Origin of the sequence: Amphritea pacifica (assembly GCF_016924145.1) — a bacterium.
Taxonomy (GTDB): Bacteria; Pseudomonadota; Gammaproteobacteria; order Pseudomonadales; family Balneatricaceae; genus Amphritea; species Amphritea pacifica.
Genome location: NZ_JAFFZO010000012.1, coordinates 41,019 through 59,599 on the forward strand (window position 1 = coordinate 41,019; position 18,581 = coordinate 59,599).

23 protein-coding genes are annotated in these 18,581 nt (G+C 53.5%); 9 read left to right on the top strand and 14 right to left on the bottom strand.

Annotated features, from left to right (window positions below; genetic code table 11):
* Nucleotides 1–6: 6 nt before the first annotated feature.
* Nucleotides 7–324 carry an iron donor protein CyaY gene (gene cyaY / locus JW499_RS08275; RefSeq protein ID WP_205210159.1) on the bottom strand — a complete coding sequence of 106 codons (318 nt, stop codon included), beginning with the start codon at nucleotides 322–324 and terminating at the stop codon, nucleotides 7–9.
* Nucleotides 325–460: 136 nt separating this feature from the next.
* On the opposite strand from cyaY, the gene lptM reads away from it, so the two are divergent.
* The 7 genes from lptM to JW499_RS08310 all read left to right on the top strand — a co-directional run bounded on the left by lptM (nucleotide 461) and on the right by JW499_RS08310 (nucleotide 5,737).
* A complete protein-coding gene (gene lptM, locus JW499_RS08280) occupies nucleotides 461–565 on the top strand; it encodes an LPS translocon maturation chaperone LptM (RefSeq protein WP_408627316.1) in 105 nt (34 codons plus the stop codon).
* A 77-nt stretch (nucleotides 566–642) separates the two neighbouring features.
* Entirely contained in the window at nucleotides 643–1,893 is a 1,251-nt protein-coding gene (lysA, locus tag JW499_RS08285; RefSeq protein WP_205210160.1) for a diaminopimelate decarboxylase, read from the top strand.
* 119 nt (nucleotides 1,894–2,012) lie between these two features.
* Nucleotides 2,013–2,843, top strand: coding sequence for a diaminopimelate epimerase (gene dapF / locus JW499_RS08290; protein ID WP_205210161.1), 831 nt, complete (start codon nucleotides 2,013–2,015; stop codon nucleotides 2,841–2,843).
* Nucleotides 2,840–3,526 carry a DUF484 family protein gene (locus JW499_RS08295; protein WP_205210162.1) on the top strand — a complete coding sequence of 229 codons (687 nt, stop codon included), beginning with the start codon at nucleotides 2,840–2,842 and terminating at the stop codon, nucleotides 3,524–3,526. Before dapF ends, JW499_RS08295 begins: the two co-directional genes overlap by 4 nt.
* A 3-nt stretch (nucleotides 3,527–3,529) precedes the next feature.
* Nucleotides 3,530–4,477 carry a tyrosine recombinase XerC gene (gene xerC / locus JW499_RS08300; RefSeq protein WP_205210163.1) on the top strand — a complete coding sequence of 316 codons (948 nt, stop codon included), beginning with the start codon at nucleotides 3,530–3,532 and terminating at the stop codon, nucleotides 4,475–4,477.
* Nucleotides 4,464–5,195 carry an HAD family hydrolase gene (locus JW499_RS08305; protein WP_232846297.1) on the top strand — a complete coding sequence of 244 codons (732 nt, stop codon included), beginning with the start codon at nucleotides 4,464–4,466 and terminating at the stop codon, nucleotides 5,193–5,195. Before xerC ends, JW499_RS08305 begins: the two co-directional genes overlap by 14 nt.
* 8 nt (nucleotides 5,196–5,203) lie before the next feature.
* Nucleotides 5,204–5,737 (top strand): hypothetical protein, encoded by a 534-nt coding sequence (locus tag JW499_RS08310; protein WP_205210164.1) that lies wholly within the window; start codon nucleotides 5,204–5,206, stop codon nucleotides 5,735–5,737.
* On the opposite strand, the gene yddG is transcribed toward JW499_RS08310, so the two are convergent.
* The 13 genes from yddG to JW499_RS08375 form a co-directional block, all read right to left on the bottom strand.
* On the bottom strand, nucleotides 5,685–6,623 hold the full coding sequence (gene yddG / locus JW499_RS08315; RefSeq protein WP_205210165.1) for an aromatic amino acid exporter YddG: 939 nt from the start codon (nucleotides 6,621–6,623) through the stop codon (nucleotides 5,685–5,687). The two genes, JW499_RS08310 and yddG, sit on opposite strands and share 53 nt — an antisense overlap.
* Before the next feature lie 74 nt (nucleotides 6,624–6,697).
* Nucleotides 6,698–7,426 (bottom strand): helix-turn-helix domain-containing protein, encoded by a 729-nt coding sequence (locus JW499_RS08320; protein WP_205210166.1) that lies wholly within the window; start codon nucleotides 7,424–7,426, stop codon nucleotides 6,698–6,700.
* Nucleotides 7,401–8,252 (bottom strand): methylated-DNA--[protein]-cysteine S-methyltransferase, encoded by an 852-nt coding sequence (locus JW499_RS08325; protein ID WP_205210167.1) that lies wholly within the window; start codon nucleotides 8,250–8,252, stop codon nucleotides 7,401–7,403. Before JW499_RS08325 ends, JW499_RS08320 begins: the two co-directional genes overlap by 26 nt.
* Complete coding sequence (locus JW499_RS08330) at nucleotides 8,245–9,138, bottom strand: DMT family transporter (protein ID WP_205210168.1); 894 nt, start codon at nucleotides 9,136–9,138, stop codon at nucleotides 8,245–8,247. The genes JW499_RS08325 and JW499_RS08330 overlap by 8 nt, the downstream gene beginning before the upstream one ends.
* Nucleotides 9,139–9,252: 114 nt before the next feature.
* Nucleotides 9,253–10,395, bottom strand: coding sequence for a radical SAM family heme chaperone HemW (gene hemW, locus JW499_RS08335; RefSeq protein WP_205210241.1), 1,143 nt, complete (start codon nucleotides 10,393–10,395; stop codon nucleotides 9,253–9,255).
* Between the two features lie 11 nt (nucleotides 10,396–10,406).
* On the bottom strand, nucleotides 10,407–11,006 hold the full coding sequence (gene rdgB, locus JW499_RS08340; protein ID WP_205210169.1) for an RdgB/HAM1 family non-canonical purine NTP pyrophosphatase: 600 nt from the start codon (nucleotides 11,004–11,006) through the stop codon (nucleotides 10,407–10,409).
* Between the two features lie 36 nt (nucleotides 11,007–11,042).
* Nucleotides 11,043–11,525, bottom strand: a complete 483-nt coding sequence (locus tag JW499_RS08345; RefSeq protein WP_205210170.1) for a DUF4426 domain-containing protein — start codon at nucleotides 11,523–11,525, stop codon at nucleotides 11,043–11,045.
* An 11-nt stretch (nucleotides 11,526–11,536) separates the two neighbouring features.
* Complete coding sequence (gene metW, locus JW499_RS08350; RefSeq protein ID WP_091360359.1) at nucleotides 11,537–12,127, bottom strand: methionine biosynthesis protein MetW; 591 nt, start codon at nucleotides 12,125–12,127, stop codon at nucleotides 11,537–11,539.
* Nucleotides 12,127–13,293, bottom strand: a complete 1,167-nt coding sequence (metX, locus tag JW499_RS08355; protein ID WP_205210171.1) for a homoserine O-succinyltransferase MetX — start codon at nucleotides 13,291–13,293, stop codon at nucleotides 12,127–12,129. Before metX ends, metW begins: the two co-directional genes overlap by 1 nt.
* A gap of 141 nt (nucleotides 13,294–13,434) precedes the next feature.
* Complete coding sequence (locus JW499_RS08360; protein WP_205210172.1) at nucleotides 13,435–13,728, bottom strand: DUF167 family protein; 294 nt, start codon at nucleotides 13,726–13,728, stop codon at nucleotides 13,435–13,437.
* Nucleotides 13,729–13,736: 8 nt separating this feature from the next.
* Nucleotides 13,737–14,294 carry a YggT family protein gene (locus tag JW499_RS08365; RefSeq protein ID WP_205210173.1) on the bottom strand — a complete coding sequence of 186 codons (558 nt, stop codon included), beginning with the start codon at nucleotides 14,292–14,294 and terminating at the stop codon, nucleotides 13,737–13,739.
* Nucleotides 14,295–14,438: 144 nt separating this feature from the next.
* On the bottom strand, nucleotides 14,439–15,263 hold the full coding sequence (gene proC, locus JW499_RS08370; RefSeq protein WP_205210174.1) for a pyrroline-5-carboxylate reductase: 825 nt from the start codon (nucleotides 15,261–15,263) through the stop codon (nucleotides 14,439–14,441).
* Between the two features lie 42 nt (nucleotides 15,264–15,305).
* The gene (locus JW499_RS08375; RefSeq protein WP_205210175.1) at nucleotides 15,306–16,016 is read right to left on the bottom strand and encodes a YggS family pyridoxal phosphate-dependent enzyme; all 711 of its coding nucleotides are present in this window, start codon (nucleotides 16,014–16,016) and stop codon (nucleotides 15,306–15,308) included.
* Nucleotides 16,017–16,363: 347 nt separating this feature from the next.
* Between JW499_RS08375 and JW499_RS08380 the strand changes: the two genes are divergently transcribed.
* Together JW499_RS08380 and JW499_RS08385 are read left to right on the top strand one after the other, a co-directional pair.
* The gene (locus tag JW499_RS08380) at nucleotides 16,364–17,398 is read left to right on the top strand and encodes a type IV pilus twitching motility protein PilT (protein ID WP_091360370.1); all 1,035 of its coding nucleotides are present in this window, start codon (nucleotides 16,364–16,366) and stop codon (nucleotides 17,396–17,398) included.
* A gap of 15 nt (nucleotides 17,399–17,413) precedes the next feature.
* Entirely contained in the window at nucleotides 17,414–18,580 is a 1,167-nt protein-coding gene (locus tag JW499_RS08385) for a PilT/PilU family type 4a pilus ATPase (RefSeq protein ID WP_091360372.1), read from the top strand.
* Nucleotide 18,581 lies beyond the last annotated feature (1 nt).

Consider the following 18,581-nt stretch of genomic DNA (forward strand, 5'->3'; position numbering starts at 1 on the left):
TTATCCTTACAGATCAAAGCTGAACGGTTCGCCAGCCTGTTCAGAGAGAATCTCCTGCAGCACATTATTCAACGGTGCCCCATCACTGTCGCGGACCCAGGTTTCACCATCAAAGTCAAAGTGAAAGCCGCCGCTGCGGGCCGCCAGCCAGAGCTGCTTAACCGGGGTCTGGCGGGTAAGGATGACCTGGCTTTTGTTTTCACAGATCACTGTCAGTACACCGCCGTTATTGATAACGTCGAGATCGGTTTCCGCCTCGTCCAGGACCTCCTCAATCTGCTCCAGGGTGTTATCAACGCGTTGATTAAATTCAGATTCGTTCATTGTCGTACTCACAGGCGGAAAATTATCGTCAGTTGAGAGTATATAGCAGTTTGTGCAGGTACTCATCATGGCAACGGCGCTGTATAATCGGACGATTAACTTAATATCGGGAATAAACGTCGTGAAAGCCTGTTGGATAGCTATTTTTTTCAGTGCGCTGTTGATCAGCGGCTGCGGACAGAAAGGCAGTCTCTACCTGCCCGATGAGGCGCCGGAACAAACGCAGCAACAGTCTCAGTAGCATCCAGTTTAGTTGCTGTTGAATGCACAGGCTCAGCACTCCTGAGCAGTAACCCTATTTGATACAGAAAGAAGACAATGGATAATTTTCAATACCTGAATGGCCGTCTCTGCGCTGAAGAAGTTCCGGTTAGCCGGATCGCAGACGAGTTTGGCACACCGACCTATATCTACTCCCGTGATGCTCTGGAGCGCGCTTATCTCGATTACGCTCAGGCGCTGGAAGGCCGTGATGCGCTGGTCTGTTATGCGGTAAAAGCGAACTCAAACATCGGTGTGCTGAATGTGCTAGCCCGTCTGGGTGCAGGCTTCGATATTGTCTCCCTGGGTGAACTCGAACGGGTTATCAAGGCGGGCGGTGATCCGGCGAAGGTCGTGTTTTCCGGTGTCGCAAAGCGTGAAGATGAGATGCGTCGGGCGCTGGAGCTGGGTATTCACTGCTTCAATGTTGAGTCAGAAGCAGAGCTGGAACGCCTGAACAAGGTTGCCAGTGAACTGGATAAAGTGGCTGCGATCTCCCTGCGGGTGAACCCTGATGTGGATGCCGGGACTCACCCCTATATCTCCACCGGACTTAAAGATAATAAGTTTGGTGTTGCCATCGATGATGCCGTACGTATCTATCGCTATGCCCATAGCCTGAGTCATCTTGATGTCCAGGGGGTGGATTGTCATATCGGTTCACAACTGACAGAGATCGCCCCATTCCTGGATGCGCTGGACCGTTTACTGCTGCTGATTGATACGCTGGCAGAGCAGGGTATCACTATTAAACATCTGGATCTGGGGGGCGGACTTGGGGTCTGTTATACCGATGAGGTGCCGCCTTCGCCGCAGGAATATATCGAAGCTGTGATCGATAAGCTGGGTGATCGCCCGCTGAAGCTGATCTTTGAGCCGGGTCGTTCCATTGCCGCGAATGCTGGTATTCTGATCACTAAGGTTGAATTTCTGAAGTGCACCGAACACAAGAACTTTGCCATTATCGATGGTGCCATGAATGATCTTATCCGTCCGGCGCTTTACAGCGCTTATATGGAGATTATTCCGGTAGATATTCGCGAAGAGGGCGAAGCCCGTTGTTTCGATCTGGTGGGCCCGGTATGCGAATCAAGTGACTTTCTGGGTAAAGACCGGCAGCTGAACATTGAGGCGGGTGACCTGCTGGCCGTCTGCTCTGCGGGTGCTTATGGCTTTGGCATGAGTTCTAATTACAATGCCCGGAACCGTGCAGCCGAGGTGATGGTGGATGATAACCAGGTGCATCTGATTCGCAAGCGCGAAACTATTGCAGATCAGCTGCGGGGTGAAGCTATTTTACCGGGGTGAAGACTGGCGCTAAGATTCTGGTTAAGCGATCGGATATGATGATTAGCTAAACAAGCGTTACGCATAAGCCCATAGAAAAGGCAAAACACTGTCCGAACAGTGCGCCTGAAGAGATAACTATGTTAGTTCGATTTACTAAAATGCATGGCCTTGGCAATGACTTTCTGGTGCTGGATACCGTGACTCAGAAGGTAAAGGTTAACTCTGCGATTGTATCGCGGTTGGCAGACCGCAACTTTGGTGTGGGCTTTGATCAGATGCTGATTGTTGAGCCGCCAACCAATCCTGATATGGATTTTCGTTACCGGATTTTCAATGCTGATGGCAGTGAGGTGGAGCACTGCGGTAATGGTGCCCGTTGCTTCGCTAAATTCGTCCGTGATAAGCGTCTGACGGCCAAAGAGACCATCGCAGTTGAGACCCAGAAAGGGCCGATCTACCTGACAATCAATGAAGATCGTCAGGTGATAGTGGACATGGGGGTGCCGGTTCTGGAGCCTCAGCAGATCCCCTTTAGTGCCGATCATCAGGCGGCCACTTACCCGATCGATGTGGCGGGGCAAACGGTTCAGATCAGCGCGGTCTCGATGGGTAACCCCCATGGTGTGCTGGTGGTTGATACAGTTGATAAAGCACCGGTTGAAGCCTGGGGGCCGGCTCTGGAGTCTCACCCCAAGTTCCCGGCTAAGGCTAACATCGGTTTTATGGAAGTGATCAGTGGCGCTGAGATCCGCTTGCGTGTCTATGAACGGGGTGCGGGTGAAACCAAAGCCTGTGGTACCGGTGCCTGTGCGGCGGTTGTCGCAGGCCGGTTGCGCGGGTTGCTGGATGAGAAAGTGACAGTTCACCTGCCCGGTGGCACACTGCTGATTGAGTGGGCAGGTGCGGGAGAACCTCTGATTATGACCGGGCCGGCCACGACTGTGTATGAGGGGCAGATTTTTATATGAGCGAGAATAAACCGGCAGAGATCAGCGCTGAGCAGGTAGCTGAATATCTGCAACAGCATCCGGACTTTTTCAGCGGTAACGAGTATCTGCTGGAGCAACTGTATGTACCGCACCAACGGGGTACAACGGTCTCTCTGGTGGAACGTCAGACCAGTCTGCTGCGCCAGAAAAATCGGGAGCTGCATGACTATCTGGGCGATATGATTGGCGTTGCCCGGGAAAATGATATCCAGTTCAGTAAAACCAAGAAGATGATTCTGGCACTGATGGATGCGGCAACCCTTGACGATGTGGCGGTGGCTATCGATGAAAGCCTGTGTCAGGACTTTAATAGTGATACCACCGCTCTGGTGCTGTTCAGTGATCAGCCGGAAGAGCAGAATAATCTGCGCTTAATGCCCCGCAGCGAAGCTTCGGCGATTGATGCGCTGGTGGATCAGTCGCAGACCCGTTGCGGCAGTCTGACCGAACTGCAAAATCAGTTTATGTTCCGCGAACAGGCCTTTAAGGTGAAGTCCGCTGCAGCTGTGCCGCTGGTGAAGGGCGAAACCCTGGGGCTGTTAGCGATAGGCAGCTTTGATGCGAGCTATTTTCAGAGTAATCAGGGCACCCTGTTCCTGGATTATATTGGGCAGGCGGTGAGCCGGGTGGTCTCGCCACTGCTGCAGGGGCGCAAGGTCTGATCAATGAGCTCAGGTAACGCTGCACTGGATGGGTTTTATACCTATCTGAGCAGCGAACGGCAGTATTCGCGCCATACCCTCAGTAACTACCAGCGAGATCTGGGTCGTCTGCAGGATTATCTGCAACACAGTACGCTGTTTCCCGATGGCCGCGTGGACTGGGCCCGGATTGAACCAAAACATATCCGTAACTTTATTGCCTGGGTGCACCGTGAGGGGCTGGGGGGCAAAAGTATTCAGCGATTACTCTCTGCCATCCGCAGCTTTTATAAATATCTTCACCGGGAAGGGCTGGTGCAGCAGAACCCTGCGCTGGGTGTTCAGGCGCCGAAGAGTCCCCGCCGCTTACCGCAGACGCTGGATGTTGATCAACTGAATCAGTTGCTGGAGAGTGACGACGATGAAACAGATCCTCTGGCGTGTCGCGATCAGGCGATGCTTGAACTGATCTACTCTTCAGGTCTGCGTTTGTCGGAGCTGGTCAGTCTGGATCTGCACAGCATCGATTGGCAGGATGCCAGCCTGAGGGTGGTTGGTAAAGGTTCCAAAGAGCGGTTACTGCCGATTGGCCGCAAGGCGATGCAGGCACTGGACCGTTGGTGCGATCTTCGCGATAGTATGGCCCGACCGGAAGAGATGGCACTGTTTGTCAGTAAACGCGGCAGCCGTATCAGCGGTCGCAGCGTGCAGCTGCGGATCGATCGCCGTGCCAGAATGCAGCATACTCAGGGCAAGGTCTATCCGCACCGTCTGCGGCATTCGTTTGCCAGCCATATGCTGGAATCCAGTGGTGATCTTCGCGCGGTACAGGAACTGCTGGGGCACTCGGATATCTCCACCACTCAGATCTATACCCACCTTGATTTCAGGCATCTGATGGATGTGTACGATAAAGCCCACCCCCGGGCCCACAAACAGTCACCAAAGAAGGCCCGTAATGACGATGATTAAATGTATTACCTTCGATCTCGACGATACACTCTGGGCGGTTGATCCGGTTATCGTCGAGGCAAACAAGACGCTGTATCGCTGGCTCAGTGAAAATGCCGGACTCTTTGTGAAATGTTATCAGTTACAGGATTTTGAGCATCTGAAAAAAAAGGCGCTGCAGCGTTTTCCTGATATCGGCCATAGCGTTACCCTGATTCGGTTGAAGCAACTGGAGATCGGGCTGGAAGATGCCGGTTATTCCCATGATCAGGCGGTGGCGTTGTCCCGGCAGGCGTTCGAAGTGTTTATCGAAGCGCGCAATCAGGTTGAGTTGTTCGAACATGCGCGGGCGATGCTGGAACAGTTGCAGCGGGCGGGATATCTGATCGGGGCGTTAAGTAATGGTAATGCCGATGTGCGCCGGGTAGGTCTGGGTGATCTGTTTGACTTTGCCCTTAATGCTGATGGTGTCGGTAAGGAAAAGCCTCACCCATTAATGTTTCAACAGATGCTGCATCAGCAGCAGCTGAGACCTGAACAGGTGATCCATATCGGCGATCACCCCCATCATGATATTGCGGGGGCGAAAAATGCCGGGCTCTGGACCATCTGGGTCAACCGGGATCAGCAAGAGTGGCCAGAGGGAGAACCGGCTGACCGCAGCGTCACCTGCCTGAGCGAAATTCCGGATAAGGTGGCTGAAGTTGCCACACTCGCTGCCCATCGGGCAACCCTTTAGGTACGTCAATGACAGAGCAATCTCCTGCCACTGCAACGCCGCAGAATCAGATTAACCTGAGTTACAACTCTGTTGAGGACCGGATTCTGATCCGCGCCTGCGAAAACGGTAAAGAGTACCGGGCCTGGTGGACCCGAAGGTTAGCGCTGCGCCTCTTTAAGTTGTTTCAGGAACACCGTTTTCCCACTGAGAACAGTGCCAGTCATCTGCAACCAGAGCAACAGCAGAGTTTAGGCGATATAGAAAAGCATGGCGCAGTTCAGCAGGCTGATTTTTCCACACCGTTTCAGGATGGTGCCGAGCATTTTCCATTAGGAGAGAACGGTATTCTGGTGCAGCGGGTGGATATTAAAACCGAAGGCAAAATTGTTCGCTTCGTTATGCTACCCGCTGAAGGGGAGGGGATGACCCTGTCATTACCCCCCGGCCAGCGCTACTCATTCGAACATATGCTGCAGCAGGTGATGGTGGCCGCTGAGTGGATAGAAGCTAAGCCCGATGATCGGGCTGGTGTACCCCATAAACCGATTCTGGCGCACTGACTTCAGCGCCCTGGCTGCGGTTTCGCTGATAGCCGGCAATCAGCGAGCCGCTGACAATGGCAAGACAGGCCAGCAGCAGAGTGATATCAGCATTGGCGAGGCCTGTTAACACCAGTAACAGAGCGGAAATCAGTGGTGCCGAGTAGGCCAGTACTCCTAATAACTGCAGGTTGCCATGTTTGATACCGTAATCCCAGGTAAAGAAGGCGATCCCTACCGGGCCTAAACCCAGACCGATAACACCGAGCCACTGGCTTGCCGATACCGGCCAGACTGTGGTTTCCCATAGCCCGTGACAGAGCAGGGCCAGCAGTGCGGTAGCACCACAAAACCATCCGGCGGCGTCGGTGGAAACCTGTTTGACCAGCCGGCTCAGCACTGAATATCCGGACCAGATAAAGGCGCAGCAGAGGGCCAGCAGATAGCCGCCGAGATAGTCTGGATTGAAACCATCGCTTCCCTGACCAATCAGTAACCAGCAGCCATACAGCGCCAGCACCGCTCCGCTCAGGTGTCGTTTCAGCAGGTGTTCCCCGGGCAACAGGCTGGCAAACAGGACGATCAGTAATGGCCACAGATAAGCGATCAGGCTGACGCTCACCGCGGGAGCTTTGGTCATGGCGAGAAAGTAGCAGAAGTGATAGCCGAAATAACCGCCGACACTCAGAAACCAGGCCAGTTTAGGCTGGCGCAGATGGCGCAGACCCAGATGCCCCTGTCGCCACCAGTTCAGAGACATCAACAGAAACGCCAGAGCGAAGGTCATCGCCATCATCTGAAACGGCGGTATCCGACCGTCGGTCAGGCGGGTCAGTAGCGCCAGGGTTCCCCAGAGAAAGATGGAAACGGAGCCGACCAGGGTGGCCCGCAGAGTGATCGTCGACATGAATGGATATCCTGCTATTGAATCACACCAGCATAGCGCCAGCGTGAGTTCGGGACTTTCTCATCATGGCGGAATTATTTGCCGACGCGGCGGAAATAGCTGGGAGGAATATCGAAGTGTCGGCGAAAGCGATCACTGAACGCTGCCAGACTGCTATAACCGACAGCATCCGCTACCTGCTGAATCGACAGATGTCCCTGCTCAAGGAGTTGCCATGCCTGCTGCATCCGTTTTTCGATCACGTATTGCTGCGGCGTCATCCCCAGTTGTTTACGGAACAGCTCGCCAAGCTGACGGGGGCTCAGGCTGGCGACAGCTGCCAACTGGCGTTGACTGATCGCGCTGTTGAAATGCTGATCAAGATAGTTGCGGGCGACTGCGATACGCCGATCCAGCCGCAGTTGGTGGCCGCATTGCTCCTGTAGTAGCTGAATCAATAACAGCAGCATCTGCCGCTGGGTGCTGGCAGAGTTATACTGCTGTAGCTGCTGGTGAAGGAAGCGCACATATTGATTCAGCGCCGGGTTCAGGTGGATGAAGGCCGGTAGCTGTTCAAACTCAGGGGCCAGTTGGTCAGGTATATCGGCGACCACAAAACAGTTGCCTTCAGAGCCTGAAAAGCCGTGGTCTTTACCTGCACTGATGATCGCAGCCTGATCTGAATCGACCCGACCGGACTGGTTGCCCACCGATATATCCAGCTGACCACTGACCGGCAGGACCAACTGGTGATAATCATGCAGGTGGTTATCGGTCTCGGCGCTATAGCTGCGCAGATCAAGTGTCAGGTTGTTGAGTGACATGTGCATATTCCCAGCTATGTATCGCCCGCTTTCGATCCGCCCCCCAGCGGTAGTTGCCGCTCTCACCACTCTCCCGTATGACCCGGTGACAGGGGATCAGATAACCGATATTGTTGGCGGCGACGGCGCTGCCAACCGCGCGTTGTCCTTTGGGCGAGCCCGTGGCGGCTGCCAGTTGCGAGTAGGAGCAGAACTGGCCCGGATGGGTGTTGAGCAGAGCTTGCCACACCTTTATCTGAAAATTGGTCCCCCGCAGTAACAGATGCAGTTTGCCCGGTTGTGGTGTGGCTGGGAATATCTTTTCCATCAGGGCTTCGACGCCGCGGTCATCGGCGATGATGGTTGCATTGGGCCACTGCTGCAACAGCTCTGTCTGACGTTCACTCCGGTCTTCATCGAGGAAGGCCAGATAACAGAGGCCGCGCCGGGTCCAGCCCGCCAGTGCGAGTCCAAAGGGGGACGCCGCCATACCATAGTGCAGTTCGACACCCATCCCTCCGGTTCTGATCTCTCCCGGCGTCATCGCTTCGCAGCTGATCATCAGATCGTGAAGACGTCCACCGCCGGAGAGGCCGGCGTCGTGTGCGGCAGTAAGGCTATCCGTGGATGCTTTCAGTGCACTGAGGGCATGCTCTTTAGTCAGGTACTGGAGAAATCGCTTGGGGGAGATACCCGCCCAGGCACTGAAGATGCGTTGCAGGTGGTGCTCGCTCATATGAACGGCTGCTGCAACTTCGGCCAGTTCGGGTTGGTGTTTGGCGTGCTGGCGGATGTAACGGATCGCCGTGGCGACTGTTTTGTAATGTTGAAGGGATCGGTCAGACATATGAGGCTCCCCTGTTTCGCCATAGGCTCAGTGGGTTGAAGCCGGTCACGAGTACTACTCCGGTAAGGATAGTCAGCCCGCCCGTGATGGTATGCCAGCCTATCGGTTCATCCAGCAGCAGGTGCCCCCAGAGCACACCGAAGACCGGCACGATATAAACCACGGTAAGCGCTGAAGGGGCGCCAATCTCAGCGATCAGTCTGAAGTAAAACAGATAGGCGATACCGGTGCAGACAATGCCCAGCAGTAATACTGAGCCGATAATTTCCGGATCGCTGCTCGCCTGTGTTGGGAAGAACGGCAGTAGTGGCAGCAGTAACAGGCTGGCAGCCCACATGCTCCCATGGGCATTGGCAAAGGGCTCTATCGCACTTTTACCCTGTGCATAACAGGTTGCTATCCCATAACTGAGTGCCGCGCTGAGTGCCGCGCCAATGACTACCCAGGAGTCTGCGGCTAAAACCGCAGGGTCAAAGCCGACCAATAAAGCCACTCCGCTGATGCCTGCTATGAGTCCGGCAAACACTTTTAAGGTAATCGTTTTTTTATATCGCAACGCCACCAGGATTGTTCCCCAGATCGGTGCGGTGGCATTGAGTATCGATAGCAGCGATGCGGAAAGTGTTTGTGCGGCGTAGGCAAACAGCAGAAAGGGGAGGGCTGAATTAAACCAGCCCAGTATGCAGTAATGTTTCCAGTGCTGCCGTAGCTGTAAATGGCGTTTGAGAAACGTAGCAACTGCCAGCAGGAACAGAGCTGCAAGCAGCAGTCGTAACTCAATCAGAATAGCTGGGCCAATGACCGGAGCGGCTATCCGCATAAATAGAAATGATCCGCCCCAGAGCGCGGCAAGGCTCAGCAATTGTAGCAGGTGCTTAATCGTCATTGTGCTGTTCCGTATGGGTGTTAATCCGTTTAGTGTTGACGATTTAAGTCGCCAGAGCCACCCGATTCTTGCGCTAATTGTCTATTATATTCAGTCAGGCAGCCCGCCAAAAACTCAGTCGTCGAGAAACTGTTCCAGCAGATCATTCAGAAACAGTCGTCCCTGTGGAGAGGGGGCAAGAATCGCTGCATCGGTTTCCATCAGACCGGACTGGCGACACCGCTCCAGAAGGTCCTGGATTGAAGTCAGTGATACGCCGGTGCGCTGGGTGAACAGATCGCTTTTGACTCCATGGGTCAGTCGTAAAGCGTTCATCATGAACTCAAAAGGGCGTTCCTGAGGTGTGATATCCTGCTCCCCGGACAGAGGGGTCAGGGCATCCATATAGGCTTTTGGCTGACGCTGTTTCCAGCGGCGGCTGATTCGATTCTGTTGCGGCCAGCTGATCTTCCCATGGGCACCGGCACCGATGCCTATATAATCGCCAAACTGCCAGTAGTTAAGATTATGCTGCGACTGACGCCCGGGCTGACTGTAGGCTGAGATCTCGTATTGATGATATCCATGAGCTTCCAGCAGGGCCTGCCCCTGTTCCTGTATCGCCCACAGATCTTCATCTTCTGGTAGTTCTGGCGGCTTACTGAAGAATTCGGTATTGGGTTCGATGGTCAGTTGGTACCAGGAAAGATGGGTGGGTTGCAGGCCAATCGCCTGTTGCAGATCAGCCAGGGCCATCTCCGGCGTCTGTTGCGGCAGACCATGCATCAGATCGAGATTGAAATTATCGAAACCGATCTCCCGGGCTTTGCTGGCGGCGAGCAAGGCATCATTACGGTTATGAATCCGTCCCAATTGCTGTAACCGGCCACTGTCAAAGCTTTGGATCCCAATGGAAAGGCGGTTGATACCGGCCTGGCGAAAACCTGCAAAACGGTCCTGTTCGAAGGTGCCGGGGTTGGCCTCCATGGTGATCTCGGCCGACGGGGACAGGGGCGTCAGTGTTTCGATGCCCCGGAGTATCTGTTGGATTCCGCTGGCATCAAACAGGCTGGGGGTTCCGCCACCGATAAAAATGGTTTCGATGACTCTTCCCTGTACAGCGGGAAGCTCCGACTCAAGATCTCTTAACAGTGCATCAATATAGCGTTGCTGTGGAATCTCTCCGGTAACCGCGTGGGAATTAAAGTCGCAATAGGGGCACTTACGCACACACCAGGGAATGTGTATATAGAGGGATAGCGGTGGCAGTGAGAGCATCAGCGACCGGCTCAAAGATAGGCCGGGATCATCTTGATCAGTTGCTGAACCGCTTGTCCCCGGTGACTGATTTTGTTTTTTTGCTCGGGGGGCAACTGAGCTGACGCGATATCCAGCCCGGGAACCAGAAACAGTGGGTCATAGCCAAAGCCGTTTTCGCCCTGGGGCAGGGGCAGAATCTGTCCCTCCCAACTGCCCTGACAGATCAGTGGCGTGGGGTCTTCTGCATGACGCATAAACACCAGAACGCACCGGAAACGCGCGGTTCGCTGTTCCGGAGAGGCGCCTTCGAGCAGCGTTAGAAGTTTCTGATTATTTTCCGCATCGGTGGCACCAGCCCCTGCAAAACGGGCGGAGTAGATCCCTGGCGCCCCGTTGAGGAGATCCACCTCCAGCCCTGAGTCGTCTGCCAGTGCCGGCAAACCGGTCAGTTGCGACGCATGGCGGGCTTTAATAATGGCATTTTCAACAAAGCTCAGGCCGGTCTCTTCTGCATCGGGGACGCTGAACTGTGACTGAGGAATCACCTCAACCCCCAGCTCCCCTAAAACCTGATTAAACTCTTTCAGTTTACCTCTGTTGCCGCTGGCAAGGACTATTTGACGGGTCATTAACGGGCCTTTATTTTTTGTTCAGATCGTCAGCAGTCAGTCGACGTAGAAGCGCTGTTCAAAATTGATGGTATAGGCAGGCTGATTTGGATCAGGTTGAACCTGTAAATTGAAACGCAGCACCTGATCATCGGTAAAACCATATTCGCCGATATAGTAAAGCGCATTGGTCTCCTCGATCTTCATAAATTTCAGCGTCTGCCGCTGGGAGATCAGATTGGTGACATCACCCGAAACAATGGCCGAAACCGGTTTGGTTGTGCCATCGGCCTGTTTTTTAAGCACCGAGATATTCAGCAACCCTTTGGTTTTGCTGCGTTCAATGCCATAGGATGAGGCGATATCCGGTTCAATAAAGCTACTATTGAAGGCGTTGTAGTGGATCATGTAGTCCCCATGGGAGACCATCTGTTCGGCAGAGGCGCTGCTGCTGAAAGCGGCACTCAGCAACCCCGCGAACATCAACAGAATCGTTGCGGTTGTTTGAAGAAATCCATGGTGCCTGGTTGGCGTTTTCATTTTATCTCTCCCTATCGGGTGATCCGGTAGATTGCGATTTCACCCAGCATATTGGGCCACAAACGGATCGACCAGTGATGTTTATGTTCATTATCCACCACCGTGCGATCAAGGATGTGAATGTTGCGCTCGACGCATAGCTGTTCAAAATCCTTGAAGGTACAGAAGTGGATATTGGGTGTATTGTACCAAGTATAGGGCAGGAATTTAGATACGGGCATTTTCCCGCGAAACGCCAGATAGCCCCGTGCCCGCCAGTGACCAAAGTTGGGAAAGGTGACAATGCACTCTTTGCCGATGCGCAGCATCTCATCAACAATCTGGTCCGGACGATACATCACCTGCAGTGCCTGTGTCATGATGACGGTGTCGAAACTGCTGTCATCGATGCTGGCGAGCCCCTCATCGATATTTTTTTCGATTACATTGACCCCTTTTTCGAGGCAGGCGGTGATGTTGTCATGGTCCACCTCGACGCCGTAACCGGTGATCTGTTTCTGTTGCTGCAGAAAGGCCAGCAGCTCGCCATTACCACAGCCCAGATCCAGCACCTTACTGTTGGGCGCTATCCACTCCTGAATGATTTCCAGATCCGCTCGCATCAGTTGTTCTCCTTACTGGTTGGGGGAATATCGCTGGCAACCTGCTTCATATAGGCTGAATAGATATCCATATAGCGAGGGTTCGGAATCAGAAATGCGTCATGACCATGATCGGAGTCTACTTCGGCATAGCTCACTTTTTTTTCTGCGGCAACCAGCGCATCGACAATCTCGCGGGATCGTTCAGGCGAGAAGCGCCAGTCCGAGGTAAAGGAGATCACCATAAACTTGCACAGCGCATTGCGAACCGCTTCGGCCAGGTTGTGACCGTAGTCCGCCGCCGGGTCGAAATAGTCCAGTGCTTTGGTCATCAGCAGATAGGTATTGGCATCGAAGGCGGTGGAAAAACGTTCTCCCTGATAACGCAGATAGGATTCAACCTCAAATTGCGGGTTGAAATCGTAGCTGATCTTGCCCTCCCGCAACTCCCGGCCAAATTTTTCCCGCATACCGTCATCGGACAGATAGGTAATATGCCCCAGCATCCGCGCCAGCATCAGTCCGGTTTTGGGGACGTTACCGTTCTCGTAGAAATGGCCGTTATTAAAATCTGGGTCCCGGGTGATTGCCTGCCGGGCAACCTCATTAAATGCGATGTTCTGGGCACTGAGTCTGGGGGCCGCTGCGATAATCAGGCAGTGGCGCAGTCGTTGTGGGTAATCGATCGCCCATTGAAGTGCCTGCATTCCCCCCAGGCTGCCCCCGACAACGGCCGCCCACTGTTGAATGCCAAAATGATCTGCCAGACGAGCCTGACTTTCAACCCAGTCCGGGACCGTCATGATGGGAAAATCAGGGCCAAAGGGTTTGCCGGTTTCGGGATTGATGCTCTGTGGTCCGGTGGAGCCATGACAACCGCCGAGATTATTCAGGCCAATGACAAAAAAAGTATTGGTATCGATCGGTTTGCCCGGGCCGATAGCCGAATCCCACCAGCCGGGCTTGCTTTCCTGTTCACTGTGAAAGCCCGCCAGATGATGGTTTCCTGACAGCGCATGACACACCAGAACGGCATTGGAGGTATCGGCATTCAGGGTGCCGTAAGTTTCTACAATCAGCTCGTAACTGTCGAGCTGACGACCGCAGGCCAGGGGCAGTGGCTGCTCAAAATGGATGATCTGTGGTGTAACGATACCGACAGAGTCTTGGGGAAATGATTGAGGCATAGTTCTCACTTATTGCTGATAACTTGAAATATGGAGCTGCTGATCTATCGGGTCGAGCTTCACATTTCGTACAGCAGAGACTGGCTATCCAGAATCAGATAGCCAGCGGGTCGGTAATTATGCAGGGATCTCAGTATCACTTCAGGTGCGCTCAATCGTCAGTTGTTCTGGAAATTTTTTCGGGTCTGCAATCTTTACCCGCTTTTGTCGACCCAGCTCGCCACTCAGGATTGTAACTGAGCTTTTTGCCACACCAAACTGTTTCGCCAGAAATTTTATCAAATGGGCATTGGCCTTGCCTTCTATAGGCGGCGCAGTGATACGGATTTTAACACTATCATCCAGTAAGCCAACAATTGCATCATTGCTGGCTTTGGGTTGCAGACGACAGCTGATAATCAGACAGTCGTCCTGCCAGGAGTAAAAGTCTGTCATCAGCGTCCTCAGAGCAGGAAGTGGGTCAGGTTGCCTAGCTGGTAACGGGCGATCTGGATGACGAAAAAGATCAGTATCGGCGACAGATCAAGTCCTCCCAGGGAGGGAATCACCCTGCGTGCCAGGGCAAACAGCGGTTCTGTCAGCTGTACAATCAGTTGTGGCCCCGGATGATAGCTACCGGGGGCCACCCAACTGATGATCACCGCGCCAATAACCGCGTAAAAATAGATATCGAGAATCGTATTCAGTACCCCGATGCCGGAAAGGACCATCACGGGAGACAGGTTTGCACCCATGCTCTGGCCTTTGAGCAGCAGAATAATTGCCCAGAGCGCAACATTGATTAAAAACGCCAGTAACAGCGGTGAAAGATCGATATTGGCGGGGCGTGGCAATACTCTCTGTAATGGTGTCAGTGGCACTGCAGTAATTTTAACGACCGCCTGACAGATAGGGTTGTAATAGTCGGCTTTAGCGATCTGTAGCAAAAATCGCAGCACGACAATGAAAACATAAAGCTGGCCGAAAAGCTGAATAATTGAACTGAGAGGATCCTGTCCCATTGTCTCTGTTCCTGTTGCAGATATCTGTTTGGGTTGATTCAGTGTCTGGCGCATTACAGTGTGAGTCATGCGTCAGCGTATAGCCCTGAGTATAGAGCCTTTCATGGTGACTATGAACCGAAGAAAGGCATTTATATCATTTGCTTATTTGCCAAGTTCTTCTGCCAGTGCTGCAGAGCGGTCACTGCATGCCTGCATGCCGTTAGCAATGATTTCAGGCAGTCCCTGATCGATAAAGGTGAGTATCGCCTGTTCCGTAGTGCCTTTGGGGGATGTCACGCGGCGGCGCAGTTCAGCGGGCTCAACATCGCTTTGGCGCGCCATCTCCGCTGCCCCGAGGGCGGTCTGGATAGTGAGTTGCTGCGCTACTTCACGGCTCAGCCCCAGTTTTTCTCCTGCCGCGACCATCGCTTCCATCATCAGGAAATAGTAGGCCGGGCCGCTACCGGAAACCGCTGTGACCGCATCCAGTTGAGCTTCGTTTTCAACCCACAGCGCAATACCGGTGGCGGTCATGACCTGTTCGGTCTGGCTGCGTTGCAGGTCGCTAACCCGATTGTTGGCATAGAGACCGCTGGCCCCCTGCTTAACCAGTGCCGGGGTGTTGGGCATACAGCGTACCACCGGGATATCCCCCCCCAGCCACTGTTCCAGGCTGTTGCACAGAATGCCGGCGGCGACAGAGATCAGTAGCGGCTTATGTTGCTGCACGCTGGCCGCCATATCCATGGCGACGCTTTTTAGCACCTGAGGTTTAACCGCCAGAATCACGATATCCGCCGCAGCCACAGCGGCATTGTTGTCGGTGGTGGTATTGAGCCCCTGCTGCTGCAGGTCGGCCATCTTGTCTTGCTCGGTATCACAAGCCCAGATGTTTGCCGCCGGATAACCGTTGCTGATCAGTCCGCCCATGATGGCCCGGGCCATGTTGCCTGCGCCGATAAATGCTAATGTAGGTTGTGTGCTCACGTGTAATACCCGATGTTAAATATGGTTATAGATTGATGCTTGCTATGACTGATGATGGCTGCTGTAGTCGCGGGGGCCAAACAATGCAGTGCCGATACGTACAATGGTAGCACCTTCCAGAATGGCGGCCTCCATATCACCGGACATCCCCATAGACAGAGTGTCCAGTGGCTGGTCCGGCAATTGCCGTTGCAACGATTGCAGCAGATGATTCATCTGTGCAAAGGGTTTGCGTTGCTGTTCGGGATCGTCGCTACTGGCGGGAATGGCCATTAATCCCCGCAGACGGATGTTGCTCAGCGTCGCCACTGCGGCGGCCAGTGCGGGCAAATCAGCCGGCAGAACCCCTGATTTGCTACTTTCCCCGCTGATGTTTACCTGCAGACAGATATTCAGTGGAGGCAAGTTTCCGGGCCGCTGATCGCTGAGGCGTTGTGCGATCTTAAACCGGTCTACGCTGTGAACCCAGCTGAAGTTTTCTGCAATTGCCCGGGTTTTATTGGACTGTATCGGACCGATAAAGTGCCAGATGATATCCAGATCTTGTAGCGCCTCAATCTTATCCAGCGCTTCCTGAAGATAGTTCTCGCCAAATGCCTGTTGCCCGCAAGCCCAGGCCTGACGCAGTTCTTCAGCCGGGCGTGTTTTGCTGACCGCCAGCAGCTTGATCGCTTGCGGCTGACGCTGCGCAGCGATGGCTGCCGCGTTTATCTGGCAGTGAACGTTTTTTAATCGATCTGTAATCTGTGTCATAGTGTAATAACTAGCGATTGGCTATGATGGGCGATTCTGATAAAACTGATATAGTGCAACCCATAAGGGGTGAGCGACTATAATACCAGAGAACACCGGCTAACCCGCGAATATTTGCCCCGTGCCTGGGTTGTTCGCAACGTTTAGCAGCGCTCAGAGCTGTTTTTATGGTAAATCATAGCCAATGCTGCCCAAAATAGGCTTATAAAGACTTTATATCCCCGGTTGCAGCTTTTATTATCATTGAAGGGCCAGTTATACGGTATGCAACGTCTTCAGTCGAAGGCTTTGTCGCTTACAGATAATCAATGGAACTGCTTGCAGATTCCCTATACACCTGAGAAGCCATGGATATTACAGAACTCTTATCGTTTACCGTTCAGCAGGGAGCGTCCGACCTCCATATAACCGCCGGTATGCCACCGGTTATCCGGGTTGATGGCGAGGTCCGCAGAATTAAGTTGCCCTCTCTGGAGCACAAACAGGTTCATACGCTGATATACGATATCATGAATGATAAGCAGCGTAAGGACTACGAGGAGCGGTTTGAAACTGACTTCTCCTTCGAGGTGCCCGGTCTGGCCCGTTTCCGTGTTAACGCCTATAACCAGAACCGTGGTGCGGCAGCGGTATTCCGGACCATCCCCAGCAAAGTTCTGACGATGGATGATCTGGGCATGGGACAGGTGTTCCGCAATCTTTCCAATAATGCCCGAGGCCTGGTGCTGGTAACCGGCCCGACCGGCTCGGGTAAGAGTACCACCCTGGCGGCGATGGTGGATTACATCAATGAGACCCGCAACGAGCACATACTCACGATTGAGGACCCGATAGAATTTGTCCATCAGAGCAAGAAGTGTCTGGTTAACCAGCGTGAGGTGCACCGGGATACGCTTGGGTTTGAGGAGGCGTTGCGTTCCGCCCTGCGTGAGGACCCGGATATTATTCTGGTGGGTGAGATGCGGGATCTGGAAACTATCCGTCTTGCGCTGACCGCTGCAGAAACCGGTCACCTGGTGTTTGGTACACTGCACACCACCTCCGCGGCGAAAACGATTGACCGTATTATCGACGTATTCCCGGCAGCAGAAAAATCGATGGTGCGTTCGATGCTGTCAGAATCTCTGCAGGGGGTTATCTCCCAGACTCTGCTGAAGAAGCCGAAAGGCGGGCGGGTGGCAGCCCATGAGATTATGGTGGGCACGCCAGCAATTCGTAACCTGATACGTGAAGATAAGGTGGCGCAGATGTACTCTGCCATTCAGACCGGTGCGGCATTTGGGATGGTGACCTTGGACCAGTCGCTCACCGACCTGATGCAGAAAGGTTTGATTACCCGTGAATCAGCCCGTGCTAAAGCACTGAATCCTAAGAATTTCTAAGACGGAGCGGATATTTTGGATATTACCCAGCTACTCAAGGTTATGACTGACCGACAAGCATCCGATCTGTTTATCACCGCCGGAGCCCGTCCCAGCATCAAGGTTGATGGCACGATTAAGCCATTAACCAAAGAAGCTCTGAAACCCGCTCAGGCACGTTCGCTGACCTATAGCACCATGAACGATAAGCAACTGGCTGAGTTTGAGGGCACCCGCGAATGTAACTTTGCTATCAGTGCTCCGGGGATCGGTCGTTTCCGGGTGAGTGCGTTTTTTCAGCGTAACTCTCCCGGTATGGTGCTACGGCGTATCAACACCTATATCCCAACGATGGAGGAGCTGAATCTGCCGCCGGTGCTTAAGGATCTGGCGATGACCAAACGGGGGCTTATCCTGTTTGTCGGCGGTACCAGTACTGGTAAATCAACGTCACTGGCGTCGATGATCGATTACCGCAATGCCAATACTGCCGGGCATATCATCACCATTGAGGACCCGATCGAATATATCCATGAGCATAAGCAGAGTGTGATCACCCAGCGGGAAGTGGGCCTGGATACCGACTCCTTTGAGGTGGCCCTGAAAAATACCCTGCGTCAGGCCCCGGATGTGATTCTGATGGGGGAGATTCGCAGTGCCGATACGATGGGCTATGGTCTGACCTTTGCTGAGACCGGCCACCTCTGTATGGCAACGCTGCACGCCAACAACGCTAACCAGGCACTGGACCGGATCATCAGTTTCTTCCCCCCTGAACACCATGCCCAGATCTGGATGGATCTGTCGCTTAACCTGAAAGCGATCGTGGCGCAGCAACTGCTACCGACAAAGGATGGCAAAGGTCGCCGGGCGGTGGTGGAAGTGCTGATTAATACCCCTCTGATGCAGGACCTGATCCGTAAAGGCGAGGTGCATGAACTGAAAGAGGTGATCAAAAAGTCCACTAACCTGGGGATGCAGACCTTCGATCAGGCGCTCTACAATGAGTATAAAGAGGGGACTATCACCTACGATGTGGCGATCGCCCATGCGGACTCACCGAACGACCTGCGTCTGATGATTAAACTTAATTCGGAAACCAATCCGGATATCAATGATGCATCGGACGACTCCGGCTTCTTCCTGCAGGATGATGATGATTTTCTGCAAAATGAAGGTTCACTGGACGTTAAAGGGATGTAGG